Genomic DNA, 18,369 nt, shown 5'->3' on the forward strand with positions numbered 1-18,369 from the left:
ACCGGCCGGCACCGGCGCGCTCCCGGACGCCAGCTCCGGGGTGGTCAGCAGCAGTTCGAGCCCGGCCTTCGCGTTCATGCCGTCGCGCAGCCCGTTGACGGCGAATCCGGCGCCCACGAGCCGGTCGCCCAGCGAGGTGCCCAAGATGAGGAACGGCAGGATGGCGACGGCCGGCATCCACCCGACCGTGATCAGTGCCGTGCCGGCCACCGCGATGACGACCATCGACGTCATCGGACGGTTGAGCTGGATCATCGACGCCTTGGTGCCGATCGTCTCCATCTGCCAGTCCTTGAGGAAGCCGCGTACTTCCGCCATCTCGCCCGGGAGGTCGACGGTCGCGGCGTCACCGAACACCCGGCTGACCGACTGGCCGGCGATGTATCGCTCCGTGTCGCCCGGCAGCGTGGAGTTCCATCGCAGCAGTCGGGTCATCCGCGGCCGATCGCTGGCCGCGAGGCGGAACATGATGACGACGTAGGTGATGACCGGCAGCAGCAGAACGAGCGCCAGGGTCCAGTTCACCGAGAACAGGTAGCCGAGGATCACCAGCGGAGTCACGATCGCGGTCGCCAGATCGACCACGGCGTGGGTGATCAGGTAGTGCAGCGCACCGATGTCGTCCTGAGCGAGTTTGCGCACCTCGGAGTGCCGCCTGCCCTGGAACCAACCCAGCGGCAAGCGCGTGAACTTCTCCATCACACGGCGTCGCAGCGCGGTCGCGTAGAACTGGTCGTAGACGTGCAGGCCCACCATCAGAGCCGAGGTCAGCAAGGCGCCGACGACCAGGACGACAATGCCGGTGACGCCAACCCGGACCAGGTCGTCGCGGGCCGCGCCCTCGACGAACCGCTTGGCCAGTTCCGAGAAGAGCACCAACGGCACGACGGCCAGAGCCGCCAGCAGCACCGCGATGACACCGCTGAGGATGAACGCCGGCTTGGCCGGGCGCAGCACCGAATGCTCCTTCGCCCGCGCCCGCGACGCCTTCAGCGCCTCCTGCTGGGTCTCGAGCGCCAGGACGGGCTCGGCCGGCGCGGCTTCCGGAGCCACTGCGGACGCTTCCGAGTCGCGTTGGGCTGGTGCGATCTCGACGATGTCCGCTGCTTCGGCCTCTTTGCCCATCGCGCGCCCGCGGATCCAGTACGCCTGGGCGTGCATGGTGCCCTTGTTGTGGCCGTCCTCCAAGGTCAGACGCGACCGGACCAGGCGGGTGGCGGTCGTCTCCGCCGCGACGTAAGCCTTCCAGCCTTGGAAGCTTTCGTTGCCGAGGGCGTCGACCAGAGCACGGCCGTCGTCGGTGCCCGGAACCCAGGTCGCCTCCAGGCCGGGGTGTTCGGGAATCGGCAGGTCTTTGTCGTCGTCGTGCGTGTACTCCAGGTACATGCGGATCGGCACGGTTTCGTCGGCCGCCGCGATCGCCGAGACGAACGCCGGCCACGTGGCGACGTCGCCGACCAGAAGATAGCCGGCCGGCTGCGGGTCTTCCATGTCCCAGCCGTCGCCGCCCAGGCGCTGGACGACGATCTCGTCGCCCGGCTCGGCATGCATCGCCCAGTACGACGCGGGACCGGCCGGTTCGTGCACCAGGAAGCACATCGAGAAGTCGCCGGTCGCCGGATCAGGGTCCATCATCGTGTAGCCGCGCTGATGGAGTTTGCTCCCGCCCTGCGGGTCGGGGAACCAGGCGCGCACCCAGGCGGTCGGCTTCTCGCCCTGCTCGTAGATCAGCCCGTCACTGCTGAAGTGAACCTTGACGACCGCCGATGTCACGCGCTCGACACCGGTCACCGTGACGATGTGATCCTTCGCCCCGAAGGCGCGCAGCAACGCGCCCTGAAACCCTTTGCCCATACTTCCGACCCTCCGAGAGTTAGATGAGGCTCATCTTATCTCGCGGCCGTGTATCGCTCGCATGGCACAGGTCACAGCGCCGGCGCGGTCGAGTCATGTCATCCGAGGCGGCGGTATCGGCTCGGGTTTGGCGCTCCGATGTGGGTCGTCACACCAGGTCGCAGATCACGACGGGAATGTCGCGGTCGGTCCGCTTCTGGTAGCTCTCGTAGCCGCGGTACGCCGAGACGATCTGCGGCCACAGCGTCGCTTTCTCGTCAGGCGACGCTGTTCGCGCGCGCACCGGCCGGCGGACTCCATCCAGGGTGATCTCGGCCTCCGGGGTCGTCTCCAAGTTGCGGTACCAGTCGGGGTGGCGATCGTCGCCACCTTTCGACGCGACCAGAATCACTCGACTCTCGTCGTGGACCGGCGTCGTCAGGTAGCACGAGCGCTCGAGCCCGGACTTGCGCCCGACGGTGTGCAACTCCACCACGGGCATGCCGTACGGCTTGGACAGGATTCGGTTGCCAGAAACAGTTAGCACGACGCGGTGCGCCACGTTCATCGCCTTGGCGCCATAGTCACGGATCGGGCGCATGGTTCTCCCCCACTTGATTGTTGACAGTGATCACATAAATGGCCACGTGGTATGTTAGCACCGTCCACATAGTGTGCAAAGCATCGAAGGACAGGCGGGCAAGCAGCGGCTGATCGACGGACTGTAGGACGCGTCGGCCGATTTCGTCGGATTCGAAACGCCCTGAAAACGGCCAGTCGCCAACGGAATTGATATCGACTGTTTAGTAAGATGGAGGGTCGAACTATAGGACTCCGAGGCTGAACTCCAGAGGTTGAATAATGGCTTCCGCTACTCCGTATCACCACGGCGATCTGCCCAGTGCGCTGGTGCGGGCCGCCATGGAGTTGCTCGAGGAGAACGGTGCGGCCGAGTTGTCGTTGCGCGCTGTCGCGCGCCGGGCCGGCGTCTCGACGGGAGCCCCCTACCGCCACTTCGCCGACCGCAACGCGCTGGTGTCGGCGGTCGCCGCGGTCGGCTACACCGAACTCGCCCAGGAACTCGTCGCGATCAATCCCGCGCCGGCCACGCCCGACGACGTCGCCGCTCTCGCCGTGGCCTACGTCAATTTCGCACTCCGTCGGCCCGGGCTGTTCCGGGTGATGTTCGCCGAGGGCTGCGACACCACCAGTCCCGACCGCGTGAATGCCGTCGCGGCCATTCACGATTACCTGACCTCGGCGGTGAAGCGGCTCCTGCCCGATGCCGACCCGGAATCGACGGCGACCGGCGCCTGGGCACTCGTACACGGCCTCGCTTTCCTCCACCTGGACGGCAAGCTCGATGCCTCGTCGCCGGAGGTCGTGGCGCAGCGCGTCTCCTCGGCGGTGGCCTCGGTGCTGGGGCTGTCGCTCGCCAGCCGCGCCTGACCGTCGCGTCGGAGACCAGCACGTTGACAGAGCGGAGCCGTGCCCCTTGACATCGGTAATGTAAACAGCGTAAACATACGGGAGTCTCCGGCCATGACCAAGCGCATCCTCAACGTCGTCACCAATGTCGGGCACTACGACGACCCGACGCACCTGACCGGATTGTGGCTGTCGGAACTCACCCATGCCTGGCATGTCTTCGAGCAGCGCGGATTCGAGCAGACGATCGTCAGCCCGGCGGGCGGGGACGCACCGCTGGAACCGCGCTCGCTCAAGTTCCCGAACTATGACAAGACCGCGAAAGCGTGGCGGGCAGACCCGGAGCGGATGGCGCTGCTGGCGAGCACGGCCAGCCCCGACCAGATCGACTCGGCCGACTACGACGCCATCTACTTCACCGGCGGACACGCCGTGATGTACGACTTCCCCGATAGCGAGGGCCTGCAGTGGATCACCCGGGAGATCTTCGAGCGCGGCGGCATCGTGTCCTCGGTCTGCCACGGGTACTGCGGGCTGCTCAACACCACGCTTTCCGACGGCAGCTACCTCGTCGCGGGACGCAAGGTCACCGGCTTCGCCTGGCAAGAAGAAGTCCTGGCCCGCGTGAACAAGCTCGTGCCGTACAACGCCGAAGAAGAGATGAAGAAGCGCGGCGCGCTCTACGAAAAGGCCAAGCTCCCGTTCGTCTCCTACGCCGTCGTCGACGGCAACCTCGTCACCGGGCAGAACCCGGGCTCGGCCAAGGAGACCGCGCAGAAGGTCGCGGCGCTGCTCTGATCAGGCGCGGCCGCTAGAGCGCCGCGAGGACCTCGGCCGCCGCCCGCTTGCCCGACCGGATCGCACCCTCGAAATAGCCGTTGAAACGGTCCGACGTTTCGGTGCCGGCCCAGTGCACCCGCCCGAGCGGGCGCGCCCGCTCGGCCCGCACCTGTGCCAGGTGCCCGGGCGTCGGCATGCCGAGGTATCCACCGCGCGCGAACTCGTCGTGATGCCAGGCCTTTTCGTGAAAGCTCAGCGGCATTTTCGCCCGCTCGCCGAAATGGTCTGCGACTGCCTCCAGGACCGCCTCGCGACGCGTCTTCTCGTCCAGCGCGTCGAGTTGCCGCGCCGCCGGTCCGGGCACGAGGACACAGATGTGCCCCGGGCCGCCGGGCGGCGATACGTCGAAGGCAGACCGGATCGGGCCGTCGAGGACCAGCAGCTGTCCGTCGCATCGATCGTCGCGCCAGAACGGCTCCTCGTATGCCGCTACCGCCTTGTACACCGCACCCATGCGCAGGTTGCGCTGCATCGACTGCCGCGCTGGCGAGAGGCCCGGCCGATGGGCGATCCGTTCAGCTGCGGGCGGCGCCACCGCGATGACCACCCGCTTGGCGCGAATGGCGGCATCGTCGGTATGCACGGTGACGCCGTCGGAAGAACGCTCGACATCCGCCACCCGCGCGTTCAGTTCGATGACGCCATCGAGATCGGCGGCCATCGCCTCCGCCAGACCGCCTGCGCCCCTGCTGAGGAGAGCATCCTGCGCCCCGTCCTTGACCGTAAGCATCTCCCGGACGCCGCCGGCGCCGGTGAACATGTCGGCGACCGTCGCCATGGAGATGTCCGACGCCGAACAGCAGGTGAGCTCCGCGAGGACGACGTCGAGCACGCGCCGTGCTTGCGCCGGCCGCACACCCGTCAGCCAATCGCTCAGCAGCCGGTCATCGGAGAGACCGCGTCCGAACCGAATGGCGAGCGACAGCCGGGCCAGCCCCGCGATCGCCCCGGCGGCAGTGCGCGAGAGCCGCGAGATCGGCCGACCGTCGGCCATCACCGTCTGGCGACCTATGTCGTAGGACGGAAACACCTCGACGCCCTTGCGCGCCGCGAGTGACCGCAGCTCGGTGTGCTGGGATCCCACCCACTGTCCGCCCAGGTCCACGGTGCTGCCCGCGGCGGTGTCCACCGACAGCGCCCGGCCGCCGACGCGCCCGGACGCCTCCAGCACGCGAACCGAGGCGCCAGCGCTCACCAGATCGCTGGCCGCGGTCAACCCGGCGTATCCTGCCCCGACCACCACCACGTCGACGTCGTCGCTCATCCCGGCCACCTTTCGTAAAACAGTTGTTGTATTACAAGTGTTACACATAAGTTAGGCTGGCACCATGCCCCGTTTGGTCGACCACGCGCAGCGGCGCGCACTCATCGACGACACCGTCGTCGCCATCGCCGCGGAGTCCGGGTTCGATGCCGTCACCATTCGCGCGGTGGCTCAGCGGATCGGCGCCTCCACCTCCGCTGTCACGCACTACGTGACCTCGCGCGACGAGTTGTTGCGCAACGCGATTCGACGAGAGATCGACCTGCGACTGGCGGAGGCCGACACCGCGATCGGCGCAAGTTCGGGCGTCGACGGTCTGCATGCCCTGCTCGACTGGGTGATGACCGGCCGGAATCACAACGGGCACCGGTTCTGGCTCGCGGCCATCCTCTCCGCGTCCAGCCAACCGGTGGTCGCGGCCGAACTGACCCGGTTCAACGACTGGTGGACGGCGCGGGTGCGCACGCTGCTCGCCGATACGCCGGTCGACGACGTCGAGGCCGCCTCCGACCTGATCGGAGTGCTGGTCGACGGCCTCGTCATCAACGGTTTCTACGAGGACGCCCCGGCGACGGCTCAGCGCCGTGCTCGGGTACTCGACCTGGCCTGGAACGCTCTCGGGTTGTAGTACGAGGGTCGGGCTACCACGCGTCGACGAAGCGTCCGCTCCCCCTGGACGGTCCGGCGGAGGCGAGGACCAGCGCGATCGCCGTGCGCGTATCCGCCGGGTCGACGACGTCGTCGAGCTCAAAGACCTCGGCGGCGTTGAAGGCCTTCGACGATTCGTGCAGCGCCGCCGTCAACGCGCGTACGCGGGACTCGCGCTCGGCCGGGTCGGCGATCGCCTCGAGTTCTTTGCGCGCCGCCAGGCGGACGGCGCCTTCCGGCCCCATCGCGCCCAGCGTGGCGCCGGGCCATGCCATCGTCATCAACGGCGCTCGTAGGCTTCCGAAACACATCGCCTGGGCGCCGAGCCCGTAGGCGCGTCGCAGGACCACCGCGACGGTCGGCACGGTCATCGCGGCGCCAGCGATCAGCAGGCGACTGCAGTGACGGACTAGCGCCTGCGCCTCTTGGTCCGGACCGACCATGTAGCCGGGCGTGTCGAGCAACGAGATCATCGGCAATCCGAAGGAGTCGCACAGCTGGACGAAGCGGGAGGCCTTGTCGCTCGCCGCGCCGGTGATCGTGCCCGCCATGTGCAGGCTGTTGTTCGCGATGATCCCGACCGGGCGCCCTTCGATGCGCGCGAGCGCCGTGATCAGTTCCGGTGCGAACTTGGCGCGAAGAACCGTGACCGAGTCTCGGTCGGCCAGCCGCGTGATGACCGGCAACGTGTCGAACGCTGTCCGGCTGCTTTCGGGCACGACCTCGCGCAGCGGCTCCTGGTCCTCGGCCGACCATCCGTCGACCGTCCCACGGAAGTAGCTCAGCAGGCGCCGGGCCACCGCGACGGCTTCGGCTTCGTCGGCCACCACGACGTCGACCACGCCGTTGGGTCCCTGGACGGCCACCGGGCCGATCTCCTCGGCGGAGAACTGTCCCAAACCGCCGCCGGCGATCATTGCCGGTCCGGCCATGCCGATGGATGCGGACTCGGTAGCGATGATGAAGTCCGAGCAGCCCGCGATCACCGCGTTGCCGGCGAAACACGAGCCGTTGACGATGCTGATCCGCGGCGCGCGGCCGGACAGCCCCGCCCACAACGCAAACGATTCCGCGTCGAGGGCGCTGACCAGCGGAATGTCGGTATCGCTTGGTCGGCCGCCACCGCCCTCGGCGAAGAACACCACCGGGACGCCGGTCCGCTCGATCACGTCGAACATCCGGTCGGTCTTCTTGTGCCCACGCATCCCCTGGGTGCCGGCCAGCACGGTGTAGTCGTAGGCCAGCACCGCGGTCGGCTGCGCGTCGACCGTGGCCATGCCCGCGACGATGCCGTCGGCGGGCGTGCGGGCGATCAGATCGTCGTGATCGCGCCGTAGACGTTGCGCTGCGACGGCGTAGCGGCCCCACTCGACCCACGATCCATCGTCGATGAGATCGCCGACGTTCTCCCGCGCCGTGCGGCCGCCGGACCGGTGGCGCTTGTCGACGGCCTCAGCGCGGGCGGCGTCCTCGGTCAATGCGCGACGGCGCCGGAGTTCGGCGATATCGGATCGGATGCTTTCGTCGGTCACGCGACACTCCCTACGGCGTCGGATGGTCTGGCAGGTTGTTCACCCGGTTATCGGCGGCGCCGAACGCCGCTTCGAGCAGCGAGGCGACGTGGACCCCTCTCGTACGGTAGAGGCTCCGGCGTCCGTCTTTGCGCACCCCGACCAACCCGGCCAGCCTGAGCTTCGCCAGGTGCTGCGAAACAGCCGGTCGGCCGACGTCCAGCACGTGGGCCAGCGTCGCGACATCGCACTCCTCGGCCCGCAACCGCCACAGGATCCGCATCCGCGTCGGGTCGGCGAGCATCCGCAGCAGCATCGAGGCGTCATCGACTACGTCGTCGGGCGGAACCCCGTCCCGCCACCCCAATTGGTTAACATGTGCGTACATAAGCACCATTATCCCCACGGAGGGAGATTGCCGTGGCGAACTCGCCGTGGACGGTCCGTGGCTATCGCCATCTGTTCGGCGCCCAGGTCGTCGGGCTAGCCGGGAACGGGCTGACGACGGTCGCCCTGGGCCTGCTCGCCTATCGCCTCGCTGGGCCCGATGCCGCTGCCGTGCTGGGCACCGCACTCGCGATCAAGATGATCGCGTACGTGACGATCGCGCCGGTGGCCGGCGGCTATGTCGATCGCTTCAACCGCCGGCGCCTGCTGGTGGTTCTCGATACCGTGCGGGCCGGGACGGTGGCGATGTTGCCGTTCGTCGACCAGGTCTGGCAGGTGTACGTGTTGCTCGCTCTCACCCAATCGGCGTCGGCGGCCTTCACCCCCACCTTCCAGGCCACCCTGCCCGACCTGCTGCCCGACGAGGGCCAGTACACGCGTGCGCTGTCCTACTCACAGCTCGCGTCCACACTCGAGACGCTGCTCAGTCCGGTGCTCGCGGCACTGCTGGTGACCGTCGTCGACTTCCACTGGCTGTTCGCCTGCACGTCGGCCGCCTTCGTCATCTCCGGTCTTCTGGTGGTCACCAGCGGGATTCCGGACGCGCCGACGATATCCCGCGGCGGGGCGGTCGACCGAATCTCGGCCGGACTGCGGATCTTCGCGGCGACGCCCAGGCTTCGCGGCGTGCTCGGATTGGACGTCGCGGTGGCCGGAGCCGGATCGATCGTGATGGTCAACACCGTCAACCTGGTGCAGCAGGATCTGGGACGGACCGAAGCCGACGTCGCCTGGCTCCTCGCCGCCAACGGCGCCGGTGTCTTCCTGGTGGCCTTCGCCGTCCCCCGCCTACTCGACCGGTACGGCGACCGCACGGTGATGCTCGTCGGCGCGGGGGTCCTGGCCGCGGCATCGGCCGGCATCCTCGCCCAGACCGTCGCGCTGTCGGGCGACTGGCGGTGGCCCGTGCTCCTCATCCTGTGGGCTCTGGTCGGCGGCGGCACCGGTGCCGTGCTGACACCCGTCGGGAACGTGCTGCGCCGGTCGAGCCGGCCGGAGGACCGTCCGGCCCTGTTCGCCGCCCAGTTCTCCCTCTCCCACGCGGCCTGGCTCGTCGCCTACCCGATCGCCGGGTGGGGAGCCACGATCGCCGGCTACGGTCCGACCTGGGCGGTGCTCGCCGCGCTCGTCCTCGCCGGGTTCGCCACCGCGGTGCACAGCTGGCGCCGCGACGACCCCGATCGGCTACCGCACTTCCACCCGACGACCGATACGCCGGAGCCTGGACACCTGGTCGGGGCTACCGCCGTGACGGGCGGCTACGTCCACACCCACGCGTTCGTCATCGACCGCGATCACCGGCGCTGGCCGCGCTGACGCATGGGTGCCATCGCGAGGTTGCGCAGTGCCGCCCCGCCGTCGAGCATGCCGAGCCGGCACATGACGCGCGACGCCGCGGCGATGCGGTAGGCCGACGACCGGCGGTCGCGTCGGTAGCGCTGGAACGCGCTCGCGACGTCGTCACTCACACCTAGCACCCGCGCGAGGGCCGCCGCGTCGAGAATGGTCTCGCAGGCGCCGCGACCCAGATTGGGCGCCATGGCGTGCACCGCGTCGCCGATCAGGACGGTGTTGCCGCGATACCAATGGCGCTGTCGCGGCGTGGTGCGGACGTGGTAGCGGAGTACGGTCTCGCCGATGGTCCGCCCGATCGTCGGCGGGACCGGGTCGGCCCACGACGAATAGGCGTCGACGACGAAGGCGAGCGGGTCGGCCTCCTCTCGTTCGGCGGCGGCCGTCCCGGGAGCCGGCGACCGGTAGGCCGCGTGCCAATCGCAACGATCGGCGCTCAGCGGGGTGATCCCGAAGGACTTTCCCGGCCCCCAATACTCGGTGAACATGTCGGTCGTCCCGTCGAACTGCCCGATCACGACCGAGACTCCGAGGGCGCGAGCCTCGGTCTCGCTCCCGGCGACGCTCCGCCGGACGCGGCTGTTGACACCGTCCGCCCCCACAATCACGTCGTGGTCCAGGCCCACGGTGTTCTCGATCTCGCTTCCGAAATGCACCGTGGTCGCCGGGCCGACCGCACTGTACAAGGCCTCGAGCAACGCCACGCGAGAGATCATCACGGTCTCCCCTCGGGCGGGGATCTGTGAGAGCAGCCGTCCGGCGAAGTCCCGGATCTCGGCGGACCCCTGCGGATGACCCGTGCGGCGCACGTCGTCGGCGATGCCGAGCTGCGACAGCACCGCCATCGCGTCCGGCCACATCCCCAAGGCACTGCCCATGTCCGGCAATCCCGCCGACCGCTCGAACACGTCGACCGACCACCCTTCGCCGCTGAGCAGGCCGGCCAATGTCAACCCGCCGATCCCGCCGCCGACTATCGCTACCCTTCCCATGATCTCGACTCTACTACGTACGTAGTATTCAGCGCCGAGGTGCGTTACCGTGGGCAGGTGACCAGGCGTGATGAGGTTCTCGACGCGGCAATCCGCGCTCTCGGTGAACACGGCCTCTACGGGCTCACGCATCGGAAGGTGGACCGCGCTGCCGGGCTGCCCGAGGGAACGACGTCGAATTACTTCCGCACACGGGCCAAGTTGCTCACGGGAGCGGTGGATCATCTCGTAGCCACCGAATTCGACGTGTGGAACCAAGGCGGTGCCGCGGAACTCACCACCGCGGATGACCTGGTTGAGCTCGCCACCCGTTTCGTGGAATGGGCGTTGACCGAAGGCCGAACGCGCTCGGTTGCCCGCATCGCGCTTCTGGAGGCGGCCATCACCGAGCCGGACGTCGCTGAGGTCTTACGCGCGGCCCGCCGGCAGGTCGAAGTCAAGGCCGCCGAACTGTGCTCGCCGCTCGGGTTGGACTCGACCGGCACCGCCGTCCTCCTCGACGCGACCGACTCGATCACCTTCCGTCAGCTCGCGATCCCCGCGCCCGACTTCGGCCCGCGCGCGTACTTCGAACGGCTCATCGGCGCTCTCACGACCGGTGGATGATCGCCCGGGCGAGCTATCAACGACATCCGGGGACGGATAGCGGCACCGTCGATACGATGTCGGCATGAGCAGGACAGCACAATGACCGATGCCAACGACTGGAACACCAAGATCATCGACGAGTTTCGCGCCAACGACGGCAAAGTCGGCGGCAACTTCGAGGGCGCGCCGATGGTTCTGGTCCACCACGTCGGCCGCAAATCGGGTAAGCAAAACGTGACGCCCATGATGTATCTGCCCGACGACGAGGACCCCGGCACCGTCTACGTCTTCGCCTCGAAGGCCGGCGCACCGACCAACCCGGCCTGGTACTACAACCTGGTCAGTGCGGGCGAGGCTCGCGTGGAGATGGGAACCGACGTATTCGACGTCGTCGTCACCGAGATCACCGGCGACGAGCGCGACCGCAAGTACAGCGAACAGGCGCGGCGCTACCCGGGCTTTGCCGGCTACGAGAAGAAGGTCGCCGGCATCCGCACAATCCCTGTACTCGCGCTGCGGCGCCGCTGAACCACGACCGCCGCGCCGGGGCAGCGAGCGCGACGAATCCGTGCGGGTCGCCGCTCGAGGACTGGAGAACAATGTGCACGAGCCTGGTGATCGGCGCCAGCGGCTTCCTGGGCGCACACGTCGTCCGCGACCTGGCCGAGCGCGGCGAGAACGTGCGCGCCCTCGTACGCTCCACCAGCGATACGCGCGGAATCGAGGGACTCGACGTCGAGCGCGTCACGGGCGACGTCTTCGACCTGGATTCGATTCGCGCGGCGATGAGCGGCTGCGAGGTCGTCTATTACTGCGTGGTCGACGCCCGGCCGTGGCTGCGCGATCCCACGCCGATGTGGCGCACCAATGTCGAGGGACTCCGCGGCGTTCTCGACGTCGCCGCCGGCGCCCGCCTCAAGAAGTTCGTCTTCACGAGTTCCGTCGTGACCATCGGCATCCCCGAATCCGGACCGGCCACCGAAGAACTCCGCAACAACTGGCTCGGCAAAGGCGGTGAATACGCCCGCACGCGGGTCGCCGCCGAGGATCTGGTCATGGAGTACCGCGACACTTACGGTCTGCCCGCAGTCGCGATGTGCGTGGCGAACACCTACGGCGAAGGCGACTACCTGCCCACCCCGCACGGCGGCATGGTCAAAGCCGCCGTGCGCGGGAAAATGCCGTTCTACCTCGACGGGGTCGGCGCCGAGGTCGTCGGCATCAAGGATGCCGCGCGGGCGATGACACTGGCCGGAGAACACGGACGACCGGGCGAGCGTTACATCGTGGCCGAACGATTCATGTCGCCCAAGGAGATCTTCGACGTCGCCTGCGCCGAAGTGGGCGTCGCCCCACCGTCGAAAGCGGTGTCCCGGCGGACGCTGACCCGGATGGCCGCACTCTCGACCGTGACCGCACGCATCCGGCGCAAAGACTCGTTGCTGACGCCGACGACGGTCCGCCTCATGCACGTGATGCCGAGAATGGATCACAGCAAAGCCGTCGACGAACTCGGGTGGACTCCCTCTCCGACGCCCGACGCCATCGCCGAAGCCGCGCGGTTCTTCGCCGCGTCGCGAAGCCGCCGGTAGTCAACGGCGCCGTCGTCGGCGCATCAATGTCAGACCGCCGCGATAACGTGAACGCACGTTCTAGCTAGCCGGTGCTCCGGCCGGAGGAGGTGGATACCATGCCCGACAAGGAACACAACGAGTTGGGGCTGCCGGATTCGCCTCTAGCGCTGGCACAGCTCGTGGACGCCGCCGTCGAGAAGCTCGCCTCGTCGCCACTGGGCCTGATGACCGACGCCGATGTGCTGACGATGGTCCAGACGCTGGAGACCGCGTGGCGGCGTGCCGACGGCGTGAACGCGAAGGTGCTGGTGGAGGTTTCCGACCGCGAGGTGTTCGGCGTTTCGGGGCATACGACTGTGAAGCGGTTCTACGCGCAGGAGCTCCGGCTGGGCGCTTCGGAAGCGAAGCGACGAGTAGAGGTCGCCGAGGCGATCGCGCCGATGAATGCGATGACCGGAGAGAAGCTCCCGCCCAAACGCGAGCCGCTGGCCGACGCGGTCGCCCAAGGCGAGATCTCTTCGGACCACGTGCACGAGGTGGAAGCGATCATGGCGAAGATTCCGCACAGCGCGTCCCCGGACGACGTCGAGGCGGCGGTCGAGATCCTCGCCAAAGCCGCCGGCGAGTTCGGCCCGCAAGATCTGCGGCCGCTGGGGCAACGGGTGCTGGCGTGGCTGGATCCCGACGGAGAACTGTCCGACGACAAGGATCGCCTGCGGCAACGCGGAATCACCATCGGCCGGCAAGACGACCAGCTGATGTCCAAGATCAGCGGCTACATCGACCCGAAGATGCGGGCCAAGTTTGAGCTGATCCTGAACAGTTGGGCCGCACCCGGGATGAACAACCCCGACGACGAGCACAGCATCTCCGGCACGAGCGGTGACCTCTGCGACCACGACCGGGATGCGTTGGCGGAGGCCGCCAAGCGCGACACCCGAACCCCGGCACAACGCAACCACGACGCAATGGGCGCGGCGTGGGACTGGATCCTGGGCCACGACGGACTGGGGAAGCCGGACCGGATTCCGTCGCAGTTGGTCATCACCATCGACGAAGCCGATCTCGCCCGCCGCGCCGGGGTGGCACTCACCTCGACGGGCACGATGGTGCCCGTCGCCGATCTGGTCGACCTCGCCGCCGATGCCACTCCCTGGCTGGAGGTTTTCTCCGATGCCACCCGTCAGGTCCTCGACTTCGGCCGTGGCCGTCGGCTGGCGAGCCTGGCACAGCGGTTGGCGATGTTCGGCCGAGACCGCGGCTGCACCCGACCCGGTTGCACCGAGCCGTTCGCCCGGTGCCAAGCCCACCACGCACAAGCCGATTTCGCCGCCGGAGGCAACACCAATCTTCACGAGCTGGGCGCGGCGTGCGGACCGGACAACCGCAACGTCGGCAACAAGCCGGGCCAATGGGAAACCACCATCATCGACACCGGACCCGACAGCGGGCGCGTCGGCTGGCGACTCACCGGCTCCGGCGGCCCGTTCCGCACCAACCCCGTTCACGACCCGGCAGCATTCCTCCGCAACCACCCGGTCGCCGACGGCGCCCCGAACCAGGCTGGCGACCCCGATCCACCGGAAACGACGCCGAGCGAACCGCCGCCCGGCCCTTCAACGCCACCGGTCATGCTGCGCGCACGACCGGACCCGCCCGAGCCACCACGGTGGGAACAGCACGCCTCGCCGGTGGAAGCCGCACTCGGTCGCCTACTCGAAGCCGCCTGACGCCTGCGTCTGACGAAGCGCCACCCATTCCCAGACGGCGAACAGCACGACGACCACCGCGGCCAGCAGAACCATCCACCGCAACGCGCCATCGGATCGGATTGCGATTCCCGCCACGACCAGCGCGACGGTCGCCCCGAGGTTCGCTGCCGTCACGGCGGCCAAGACTGCGCGCAGCGGCCAGCGGCTGGGCGCGAACCACAGGCCGACGCCCCAGACCGCCAGTGCGACACCGAGAATGACGTGCAGCACCGCGGGCATCACGGGGTTCACACCCCCGAGGACGAGCAGCGCGGCCCCGGCCAGCACACAGACGATCGCGTCGGCGCGCAGTGCCAGTCGTCCCGAACGGAAGCCGGAACAACGTGCCGGTTGGTGGGTGGCCAACGCCGCGGTCTGCACGCGCGTGCCGCATTCCGCACAGTCGGCGCAGCAGGCGACGGCGTGCCGGACCGACGGGTCCCGGTGACACACGCAAACGCATTCGTCCCCGGCCACGGCCTCAACACTGGTAGTCATGCGCAAAGCCTAATATGGGAACCTCGCTCCCCGGCCCTTTCCGCGCCGAAGCTCGCCCGGCGGCGCCGCCCCGGCCCGGGCCAACAGGTCGCGCACCTGCTCGTCGTCGGTCTGCTCGAAATCTCGATACGACGCTCCTACGGCGAAGAACGGTTCCGGCGTCGCCACGCAGACCACTCGGTCGGCGATCTCCGTCATCTGCCGGCACGCCGATTCCGGGGCGACCGGAATCGCCACGACGATCTCCGCCGGCCGGGACTCCCGCAGCGCCAGGACGGCCGCGCGCATGGTCGAGCCCGTCGCCAGCCCGTCATCGACGACGATCACCGTCTGGCCGGCCATCTCGATCGCGGGTCGCGTGCCTCGATAGCGCGCCTCGCGGCGCCGCAACTCGGCCGACTCGCGCTCGACGACTCGACCAACCTGTTCCGGTGTCACGTCCGCAGTTCGCATCACATCCTCGTCGAGCACCTGCCGACCACCGGCCGCGCTCGCACCGAACGCGAGTTCCTCGTGACCGGGTACCCCCAGTTTCCGCACGCTGGCCACGTCGAGTCGGGCACGTAGCGCGTCGGCCACCTCGAACGCCACCGGCACGCCGCCCCGGGCGAGGCCGAGCACGATGACATCGTCCCGGTCGCGATAGGCGAAGAGCAGTCCCGCGAGCGCTCGACCGGCTTCGCGCCGATCGTCGAACAGCCGACGTGACATGAGCGGACGCCTCCCTTGTCTTGCCGCGACCGCCGCCTGTCTCGACCGCGACGATGTCCATTCTCCCACCGCGCGATACAACCCGACCGCCGCCAATCCACCGATCCTCCCGCGAACTGGACACGTGTCTTGTTTACTGGGCTGGTGATTCTCGATCTCTTCCGCCTCGACGACAAAGCCGCCATCGTCACCGGCGCCGGGCGCGGTCTCGGTGCCGCTATCGCGCTCGGGTTCGCCGAGGCCGGCGCCGATGTCGTCATCTCAGCCCGCAACACCGACGAACTCGAGTCGGTGGCCGAAGCCGTGCGCGCGACCGGTCGCAAGGCGGCTGTCGTGCCCGCTGATCTGTCGACCGCGGAACCCAACCTTCTGGTGGACGCCGCGGTCGCCGAATTCGGCCGGCTGGACATCCTTGTCAACAACGTCGGCGGCGCCATGCCCAAGCCGCTGCTGGACACACGCGGCAAGGATCTCGACCGCGCCTTCAATTTCAACGTGACCGTGGCTCACGAAATCCTCGTCGCCGCGGTGCCGCACCTCCTCAACAACGAGGACGGCGGTTCGGTCATCAACATCACGTCGGCGGTCGGGCGCCTCCCTGGTCGGGGATTCGGCGTGTACGGAACGGTGAAAGCGGCCCTCGCGCACTACACCCGGCTCGCAGCACTCGACCTCAACCCGCGGATCCGCGTCAACGCGATCGCGCCCGGGGCGATCCTCACGTCGGCTCTGGAAGTGGTGGCCGCCGACGACACGATGCGCGGCGCCATCGAGGACCTCACCCCGTTGCAGCGCCTCGGCAAACCCGAGGATATCGCCGCGACGGCGCTGTTCCTCGCCTCCGACGCGGGCGCCTACCTGACCGGGAAGGTCCTGGAAGTCGACGGGGGCCTCCTCGTCCCGAACTTCGAACTACCCGTCCCCGACCTGTGAGGCCCGCGATGAGCACCGATCCGTCGACACTCGCCGACATCCACGACATCACGACGCTCAAGTACCGCTACGGCCGCTGCCTCGACACCCGGGAGTGGGACGGGTTCGCGGCCACGCTCGCCCCCGATGCCACGGCCCGGTACGGAACGGTCAGCCAAGGGGACCCGCTGCATTTCGACGGTCGTGACGCCATCGTCGACTACATGCGAACCTCGCTGACCGGCAACATCGTCTCCACCCACACGTTCGGCAACCCGGAGATCACGGTCGACGGTGACCAGGCCACCGGCAGCTGGTCGATGTCCGACGTGGTGATCGCGCCCGACTTCGACACCGTGATCACCGGTACGTCGTACTACTCGGACAGGTACGCGAAGATCGACGGCCGCTGGTACATCAGCCATACCGAGTACTACCGCCTCTACGAGGCGATCACCCCGATGGCCAGCAGCGGCATGCAGCTAATAGCGAATCGGTGGTCCAGCAGTCCGCCATCCACGTAGCGCGCTTGCGTGGTCGAGTGCTCACGATGGTCTCGATACACCCGGCTCGCTCCGCTCCCCGGGCACTCGACCACCGAAGGAGGACCCGCCCCAGAGCCAGCGCGCGCTCCGTTCTAGGTGGTCGAGTGCCGGCGAGCCGCCAGGCGAGCCGGCGTATCGAGACCACGCGTACGCGATCCTCGCCAACCACCATGGACCCGTTCACACCCCGGCTCACCACGGTCTCGATACACCCGGCTCGCTCCGCTCCCCGGGCACTCGACCACCGAAAGAGGCCCGGCCCTTCGACGCAGCCTACGTGCCCTTTGGCTGCCGAGGGCCCCTTCATGGGCGAGTGCCGTTCATGGGTGGTCGAGTGCCGGCGAGCCGCAAGGCGAGCTGGCGTATCGAGACCACGCAACGCGCTAAGCCAGGACCGCTACAGCCTCGACCTCCACGAGCATGTCGGGCTCGCCCAGCGCTGATACGCCCAACAGCGTGATCGGCCGGACGATATCGAAGCCTTCGCGCTGTGCTGCGCGCATGGCACCTTCGGCGAGGTACTGCATCTTGGCGGGCTCCCAGTCGACGACGTAGACGGTCAGCTTCGCGATGTCGGCAAACGTTCCTCCCGCGGCCGTGACGGCGGCGTTGACGTTGCTGTAGGCCTGCTCGACCTGTGCCGCCAGGTCCCCCGTACCAACGGGCGCACCGCCAGCATCGCGTGCGACCTGGCCGGAGATGAAGACGAGCTTGGATCCCTCGGCGACCGCGACCTGGGCGTAAACCTCGGGCTGCGGCAGCGTGGGCGGGTTGATCAGCTGGATTGACATGATGGACTCCTTTTCATAGCACTGCTATTTTATAGCAGTGCTATACAATTGGCAACATGTCACGAAAGCCACGGCCCGAGGTGCGCGACCTGCTGATCGAGCGCGCTGCCGGCATGCTCGCCCGGCGCGAGCCGATTAGCCTGCGCAGCGTGGTTGCCGGCACCGATGTGTCGACAATGGCCGTCTACACCCATTTCGACGGGATGCCCGGCCTGCTCGGCACCGTCCGTCAAGAGGGCTTCACCCGGCTGGCCGCCCGACTCTCCGCCCTCACGCCCAGCGATGACGCGGTCAGCGATGTCGCCGCCGCCGGGGCCGCCTACGCCGAATCGGCACGGCAAAGCCCCGAGCTCTACTCGTTGATGTTCGACGGCTCGCTGCCGCTCCCGGATTCAGAAGCCGCCGACGCCACCTTCGGTCATCTCATCGAGGCCATCACCAGAGCCGTCGCCGCCGGACGTTTCGATTCGTCGCTGGACCCGGTGGAGTTCGCCAACGAGGTGTGGATGTTCGGTCACGGTGCCTGCATGCTCGTCGCCAACGAAGTCGTCACGTTCGAGCAGGCCGAGCCCATCGTCACCTCCGGTCTGGTTCGGCTCTACACCGCAGCCGGAGACGAACCCGCGGCCGCCACACGGTCGGTCGAGATCGGCTGGAAGCGCGGCCGGTCCTAAACCAGAGAA

Annotated in this window: 19 protein-coding genes and 1 pseudogene; 11 read left to right on the forward strand and 9 right to left on the reverse strand. The window is 68.2% G+C overall.

What is annotated here, in order from left to right; genetic code table 11:
• Both GOARA_RS15140 and GOARA_RS15145 read right to left on the reverse strand, forming a co-directional pair.
• Positions 1–1,854, reverse strand: a 1,854-nt coding sequence (locus tag GOARA_RS15140) for an SIP domain-containing protein (RefSeq protein ID WP_007323283.1), incomplete at its 3' end; no start/stop codon positions are given.
• Between the two features lie 148 nt (positions 1,855–2,002).
• Positions 2,003–2,434, reverse strand: a complete 432-nt coding sequence (locus GOARA_RS15145) for a nitroreductase/quinone reductase family protein (RefSeq protein ID WP_007323284.1) — start codon at positions 2,432–2,434, stop codon at positions 2,003–2,005.
• Between the two features lie 260 nt (positions 2,435–2,694).
• Between GOARA_RS15145 and GOARA_RS15150 the strand changes: the two genes are divergently transcribed.
• Together GOARA_RS15150 and GOARA_RS15155 are read left to right on the forward strand one after the other, a co-directional pair.
• Positions 2,695–3,282: a TetR/AcrR family transcriptional regulator gene (locus GOARA_RS15150; protein WP_007323285.1), complete on the forward strand. Its 588-nt coding sequence runs from the start codon at positions 2,695–2,697 to the stop codon at positions 3,280–3,282.
• 93 nt (positions 3,283–3,375) lie between these two features.
• Positions 3,376–4,059, forward strand: coding sequence for a type 1 glutamine amidotransferase domain-containing protein (locus GOARA_RS15155; protein WP_007323286.1), 684 nt, complete (start codon positions 3,376–3,378; stop codon positions 4,057–4,059).
• Positions 4,060–4,072: 13 nt separating this feature from the next.
• Here GOARA_RS15155 and GOARA_RS15160 read toward each other — a convergent pair whose 3' ends face one another.
• Positions 4,073–5,365, reverse strand: a complete 1,293-nt coding sequence (locus GOARA_RS15160; RefSeq protein WP_007323287.1) for a flavin monoamine oxidase family protein — start codon at positions 5,363–5,365, stop codon at positions 4,073–4,075.
• 64 nt (positions 5,366–5,429) lie between these two features.
• Here GOARA_RS15160 and GOARA_RS19060 point away from each other — a divergent pair, with 64 nt between their 5' ends.
• Positions 5,430–5,993, forward strand: coding sequence for a TetR/AcrR family transcriptional regulator (locus tag GOARA_RS19060; protein ID WP_007323288.1), 564 nt, complete (start codon positions 5,430–5,432; stop codon positions 5,991–5,993).
• A gap of 13 nt (positions 5,994–6,006) precedes the next feature.
• Here GOARA_RS19060 and GOARA_RS15170 read toward each other — a convergent pair whose 3' ends face one another.
• The gene (locus GOARA_RS15170) at positions 6,007–7,545 is read right to left on the reverse strand and encodes an acyl-CoA carboxylase subunit beta (protein WP_007323289.1); all 1,539 of its coding nucleotides are present in this window, start codon (positions 7,543–7,545) and stop codon (positions 6,007–6,009) included.
• A 10-nt stretch (positions 7,546–7,555) separates the two neighbouring features.
• Complete coding sequence (locus tag GOARA_RS15175) at positions 7,556–7,912, reverse strand: ArsR/SmtB family transcription factor (protein ID WP_040523606.1); 357 nt, start codon at positions 7,910–7,912, stop codon at positions 7,556–7,558.
• A 32-nt stretch (positions 7,913–7,944) separates the two neighbouring features.
• Here GOARA_RS15175 and GOARA_RS15180 point away from each other — a divergent pair, with 32 nt between their 5' ends.
• Complete coding sequence (locus GOARA_RS15180) at positions 7,945–9,288, forward strand: MFS transporter (protein WP_007323291.1); 1,344 nt, start codon at positions 7,945–7,947, stop codon at positions 9,286–9,288.
• Here the strand turns inward: GOARA_RS15180 and GOARA_RS15185 are convergent.
• Positions 9,267–10,316 (reverse strand): FAD-dependent monooxygenase, encoded by a 1,050-nt coding sequence (locus tag GOARA_RS15185; RefSeq protein ID WP_007323292.1) that lies wholly within the window; start codon positions 10,314–10,316, stop codon positions 9,267–9,269. The two genes, GOARA_RS15180 and GOARA_RS15185, sit on opposite strands and share 22 nt — an antisense overlap.
• Before the next feature lie 57 nt (positions 10,317–10,373).
• On the opposite strand from GOARA_RS15185, the gene GOARA_RS15190 reads away from it, so the two are divergent.
• From GOARA_RS15190 to GOARA_RS15205, 4 genes are all read left to right on the forward strand, one after another.
• Entirely contained in the window at positions 10,374–10,922 is a 549-nt protein-coding gene (locus GOARA_RS15190; RefSeq protein WP_040523615.1) for a TetR/AcrR family transcriptional regulator, read from the forward strand.
• 81 nt (positions 10,923–11,003) lie between these two features.
• The gene (locus GOARA_RS15195; RefSeq protein WP_007323294.1) at positions 11,004–11,432 is read left to right on the forward strand and encodes a nitroreductase family deazaflavin-dependent oxidoreductase; all 429 of its coding nucleotides are present in this window, start codon (positions 11,004–11,006) and stop codon (positions 11,430–11,432) included.
• Between the two features lie 71 nt (positions 11,433–11,503).
• Positions 11,504–12,496, forward strand: coding sequence for an NAD-dependent epimerase/dehydratase family protein (locus tag GOARA_RS15200; protein WP_007323295.1), 993 nt, complete (start codon positions 11,504–11,506; stop codon positions 12,494–12,496).
• A 98-nt stretch (positions 12,497–12,594) separates the two neighbouring features.
• Complete coding sequence (locus tag GOARA_RS15205; RefSeq protein WP_007323296.1) at positions 12,595–14,208, forward strand: HNH endonuclease signature motif containing protein; 1,614 nt, start codon at positions 12,595–12,597, stop codon at positions 14,206–14,208.
• Here the strand turns inward: GOARA_RS15205 and GOARA_RS15210 are convergent.
• Positions 14,191–14,727 carry a hypothetical protein gene (locus tag GOARA_RS15210; RefSeq protein WP_007323297.1) on the reverse strand — a complete coding sequence of 179 codons (537 nt, stop codon included), beginning with the start codon at positions 14,725–14,727 and terminating at the stop codon, positions 14,191–14,193. The two genes, GOARA_RS15205 and GOARA_RS15210, sit on opposite strands and share 18 nt — an antisense overlap.
• A gap of 42 nt (positions 14,728–14,769) precedes the next feature.
• Positions 14,770–15,438 (reverse strand): annotated as a pseudogene (locus GOARA_RS15215) (phosphoribosyltransferase); the annotation flags it as partial.
• 144 nt (positions 15,439–15,582) lie between these two features.
• On the opposite strand from GOARA_RS15215, the gene GOARA_RS15220 reads away from it, so the two are divergent.
• Both GOARA_RS15220 and GOARA_RS15225 read left to right on the forward strand, forming a co-directional pair.
• Positions 15,583–16,371 (forward strand): SDR family oxidoreductase, encoded by a 789-nt coding sequence (locus GOARA_RS15220; protein ID WP_040523619.1) that lies wholly within the window; start codon positions 15,583–15,585, stop codon positions 16,369–16,371.
• Between the two features lie 8 nt (positions 16,372–16,379).
• Positions 16,380–16,874, forward strand: coding sequence for a nuclear transport factor 2 family protein (locus GOARA_RS15225; protein ID WP_007323300.1), 495 nt, complete (start codon positions 16,380–16,382; stop codon positions 16,872–16,874).
• 404 nt (positions 16,875–17,278) lie between these two features.
• On the opposite strand, the gene GOARA_RS15230 is transcribed toward GOARA_RS15225, so the two are convergent.
• A complete protein-coding gene (locus GOARA_RS15230) occupies positions 17,279–17,686 on the reverse strand; it encodes a RidA family protein (RefSeq protein WP_007323301.1) in 408 nt (135 codons plus the stop codon).
• A 56-nt stretch (positions 17,687–17,742) separates the two neighbouring features.
• On the opposite strand from GOARA_RS15230, the gene GOARA_RS15235 reads away from it, so the two are divergent.
• Entirely contained in the window at positions 17,743–18,360 is a 618-nt protein-coding gene (locus GOARA_RS15235) for a TetR/AcrR family transcriptional regulator (RefSeq protein WP_007323302.1), read from the forward strand.
• Positions 18,361–18,369 lie beyond the last annotated feature (9 nt).

This window comes from Gordonia araii NBRC 100433 (genome assembly GCF_000241265.1).
GTDB lineage: Bacteria > Actinomycetota > Actinomycetes > Mycobacteriales > Mycobacteriaceae > Gordonia > Gordonia araii.

Excerpts from the sequence above, each read along its gene's own strand:
- GOARA_RS15225 (WP_007323300.1), top strand. The coding sequence starts at position 16,380 with ATGAGCACCGATCCGTCGACACTCGCCGACATCCACGACATCACGACG.
- GOARA_RS15150 (WP_007323285.1), top strand. The coding sequence starts at position 2,695 with ATGGCTTCCGCTACTCCGTATCACCACGGCGATCTGCCCAGTGCGCTG.
- GOARA_RS15235 (WP_007323302.1), top strand. The coding sequence starts at position 17,743 with ATGTCACGAAAGCCACGGCCCGAGGTGCGCGACCTGCTGATCGAGCGC.
- GOARA_RS19060 (WP_007323288.1), top strand. The coding sequence starts at position 5,430 with ATGCCCCGTTTGGTCGACCACGCGCAGCGGCGCGCACTCATCGACGAC.
- GOARA_RS15155 (WP_007323286.1), top strand. The coding sequence starts at position 3,376 with ATGACCAAGCGCATCCTCAACGTCGTCACCAATGTCGGGCACTACGAC.
- GOARA_RS15160 (WP_007323287.1), bottom strand. The coding sequence starts at position 5,365 with ATGAGCGACGACGTCGACGTGGTGGTGGTCGGGGCAGGATACGCCGGG.
- GOARA_RS15210 (WP_007323297.1), bottom strand. The coding sequence starts at position 14,727 with ATGACTACCAGTGTTGAGGCCGTGGCCGGGGACGAATGCGTTTGCGTG.
- GOARA_RS15230 (WP_007323301.1), bottom strand. The coding sequence starts at position 17,686 with ATGTCAATCCAGCTGATCAACCCGCCCACGCTGCCGCAGCCCGAGGTT.
- GOARA_RS15175 (WP_040523606.1), bottom strand. The coding sequence starts at position 7,912 with ATGTACGCACATGTTAACCAATTGGGGTGGCGGGACGGGGTTCCGCCC.
- GOARA_RS15200 (WP_007323295.1), top strand. The coding sequence starts at position 11,504 with ATGTGCACGAGCCTGGTGATCGGCGCCAGCGGCTTCCTGGGCGCACAC.
- GOARA_RS15185 (WP_007323292.1), bottom strand. The coding sequence starts at position 10,316 with ATGGGAAGGGTAGCGATAGTCGGCGGCGGGATCGGCGGGTTGACATTG.
- GOARA_RS15195 (WP_007323294.1), top strand. The coding sequence starts at position 11,004 with ATGACCGATGCCAACGACTGGAACACCAAGATCATCGACGAGTTTCGC.
- GOARA_RS15205 (WP_007323296.1), top strand. The coding sequence starts at position 12,595 with ATGCCCGACAAGGAACACAACGAGTTGGGGCTGCCGGATTCGCCTCTA.
- GOARA_RS15145 (WP_007323284.1), bottom strand. The coding sequence starts at position 2,434 with ATGCGCCCGATCCGTGACTATGGCGCCAAGGCGATGAACGTGGCGCAC.